3 protein-coding genes are annotated in these 3,451 nt (G+C 40.0%); all 3 read right to left on the bottom strand.

Features of this window, described 5'->3' with window-relative positions; all coding sequences use genetic code 11:
* Positions 1-149 precede the first annotated feature (149 nt).
* Entirely contained in the window at positions 150-926 is a 777-nt protein-coding gene (locus tag F6K20_RS29895) for a glycosyltransferase family 2 protein (protein WP_008182167.1), read from the bottom strand.
* 122 nt (positions 927-1,048) lie between these two features.
* Entirely contained in the window at positions 1,049-1,225 is a 177-nt protein-coding gene (locus tag F6K20_RS29890) for a hypothetical protein (protein ID WP_287297121.1), read from the bottom strand.
* A 505-nt stretch (positions 1,226-1,730) separates the two neighbouring features.
* A complete protein-coding gene (locus F6K20_RS29885; RefSeq protein WP_287297119.1) occupies positions 1,731-2,591 on the bottom strand; it encodes a glycosyltransferase family 2 protein in 861 nt (286 codons plus the stop codon).
* Between the last annotated feature and the right edge of the window lie 860 nt (positions 2,592-3,451).

Raw genomic sequence — 3,451 nt, 5'->3', positions numbered from 1 at the left:
ATTATATAGCAGTTATCCTATTAATTAGCTACACATATTTTTTACCTATTACCTATTACCTATTACCTATTACCTGTTTCCGATTCCCGATTCCCGATTCCAGACTCCCGACTCCCGATTCCCGACTCCCGACTCCCGACTGCTATCATTTAAATATGATAGAGATTACTCACCATTAGTTTACTGTTTTCATCGTTGATAAATCGTTGGATAAATTCGGGTATTTTTTTATTGTGATTAGGATAGACAGTGGATTGCCAACAATAGGATAATTGACCAATTTGGAATAACCGAAATGCTAAATCTAGATCGGCTCCCTCGGGAATTCTAATGGTTTCTTTAAATCCACCGATTTGTTGAAGAGCTTTTTTCCAAATCAGGGCATTGGCTGTAATTAATGATTCTGGTCTACTGATATGGCACTCTTCAACCATGGTTAAGGGAATGAGTCTTTCTTGACCTTCATAAAATTTTGACAATAAATCCTTGCCCGATGCTTTAACATTACCTGCATAGGCTATTGACCCATTTATGCTATTAAGATAGCCTTGGATAAATGATTCAGATGGAAGACAGTGGCTATCGGTAAATAAAATCCAATCTCCTTTGGCATAGTTTATGCCTACATTTCTGGCAGATGCCACATCATTTTTTGAGCATTTCAGCAATCTGATCGAAAGGTTATTACCTTGGAACTGTTGAGAGATAGTAATTGGTCGAGTTGAGTTATTATCAACAATAATAATTTCTTGGGGATAGATGTAGGGACTCTGGGTGTTAAAAAATTCAGTTAAAAATAAATCAAGTCCTTCTTGATTATTCCTGACGGGAATAACGATTGATATATCAGATGCTTGAATGTTTAAGGGTACAGTAAAATCGGAGTAATTCTGGGGAGTTGAATGAAGTTTGTTGATGAAAGTCATAGGATTACCTCAATTGTCTGGATTAGAAGTTCTGCCAACTGACTAGTGCAGGGGGACAGAAATAACAAACCCGCGTCCTAGAGTCGAAATCCTTGATATTAAAGAATTTCAGACTTCAGACTTCAGACTTCAGACTTCCGGGTAGCTGCACTATAACTTCTATACACAATCTTGGCTATTCCACCAGGAAATTTTTGGGGAGGGTGGGTAGATAGGGAGATGGGGAGATGGGGAGATGGGGAACAGGGAACAGGGAACAGGGAATAGGCAAGAGGCAAGAGGCAATAGGCAATAGGCAATAGGCAATAGGGAAAAAATCCTGTGTACCTGATTAGACCTCTTGCAAAAGTAGTTTTCTGATAGTGTTCTTGATGCAGTCGCTCATGGGGGAAACCCCCAAGACCACTTAGGTGCGCTTACAGTCGTCGAATTAAATTCGCCACGGGTCGCACCTCTGCATCGCTTTGCGTCAATTCTTGTCCACTGTTCCCAGATCCGCTGTTCCCTGTTCCCTACTTCTGCAAGAAGTCTATTACTATGAGAACTGCTATAGATAGAATCAAGTAATCTTTTAACGTAAGCATTCAGCAGTCAGCGGTCAGCTGTCAGCTTAAAATAAACCTCTTTTGGCAGAATTTAAAGGTGCGCTTGACCCATTAAGAATTAAATTCGCCACGGGTCGCACCTAATAGTTCGAGATTTTATCGAATTCAAAGTCTAGGGAAAAGCCCATCTAAGCATAGGCTGATAGCTGATAGCTGTTCGCGTAGCGTGCGCGTAGCGCTTAAGCTGATAGCTTACCTTTTAACTAATTCTATATCCTACTATAAGACACACATATTGTAAAGTTGACAATAGTTGATTTATAAAACCCGGTTTATTGGGAATAAACGGTTTAGGAGTTAAGTCAATGGAATATAGCTGACTGACTAGTTTGTTGCCTTTTCCATATCTGATAAATCTTTTAATAAATCCCAGAATGTCGTGAGTGAAATCATGATATACAGTTGATTGCCAACTATAGGATAAGTTGCCAATTTCTAATAACCTAAACCCTAAATCTATATCTTCACCGGCAGCGATTTTAATAGTTTCGTTAAACCCACCGATTTTTTCAAGGGCTTTTTTCCACACTAGGGCATTGGCTGTAATTAAATATTCCGGTCTGATCATCTGCCCATCTTCAATAACTTTTAAGGGCACAAGTATTTCTTGAGTTTCATAATAGTTTGACAATACATCATTGCTCCAGGCTTTAACATTCCCTGCATATCCGATGGAGCCATTCATGGCATTAAGATAGCCTGTGATTAAGGATTCTGAAGGAATACAGTCACTATCGGTAAATAAAATCCAATCTCCTTGAGCAGAGTTGATTCCCATATTTCTGGCAGATGCCGGTCCAAGTTTTGAGCATTTTATCACTCGTATTGAAAGGGGAGCAACTTGAAACTGTTTAGGGATAGTAATCTCTGGGCTTGATTGATTATCAACGATAATTATTTCTTTGGGATAGCTTTCTAGGTTCTGGGTTTTGAAAAATTCTGACAAAAATAATTCAATTCCTTTCTGATTGTTCCTGACGGGAATAACTATCGATATATCAGATGATTTAATTGCTACTGGTGCAATTAAATGAGCTTTCTTTTGTGGCTTAAAACCCAATTTACTGATTAAGGTCATAGGATTGGCTGAATTTTATGCTTCAGAGGTTTTAGACCCCTATACAGAATCTCTGCTACTCCATCAGGACATTTTTGGGGATTGTGGGGAGATGGGGATTGTGGGGAGTGTAGAATGTAGAATTTAGAATGTAGAATTTAGAATGTAGAATTTAGAATTTAGAATTTAGAATTTAGCATTCTGACAGACAACCTTCAACCCAATAACATTCAACCTTCAACTAACTAACATTCAACCTTCAACTAACTAACATTCAACCTTCAACTAACTAACATTCAACCTTCAACTAACTAACATTCAACCTTCAACTAACTAACATTCAACCTTCAACTAACCAACCTTGGCCAAAAGGCCACGCTACGCGAACAACCTCCAACTAACCAACCTTCAACCTTCAACTAACTAACCTTGGCCTTTCGGCCACGCTACGCGAACAACCTTCAACCTGATAACCTGCTAACCTCCAAAAAAAATAGCCGCAGAAATACTATCCACGGCTAGGAATTTACCTTATGTCATTCAGTTTTCCAACTTATTCAGACGTGAGTGATTTTACGCGACTGGACCGGATGGTTTGGCCGGGGGGAAAACCCCCCAGCAATGTCTTGATGCAGTCGCTCATGGGGGAGACCCCCAAGACCGCGCTGCATCGCTTTAACGTGTTAACGGAGCCTGAAGTACTTGATCATTATTGTTATGAATTCTCCCGGAACATCCGTCGGTTAGAGTCGATGCCCGGTATTATCCGGGGCACCTCTCCTTCAGAACCGTACGTGAAGGTTTCCCCTCATACGGCTCCTAGATATTCTCTCCCTTAGGAGTGCTCCAGTGTATCTGTTGAT

The organism is Moorena sp. SIO2C4 (genome assembly GCF_010672485.1).
GTDB lineage: Bacteria > Cyanobacteriota > Cyanobacteriia > Cyanobacteriales > Coleofasciculaceae > Moorena > Moorena producens.
The sequence above is the reverse complement of the archived record's forward strand: the minus strand, read 5'-3'. Positions and strand labels throughout refer to the sequence as shown.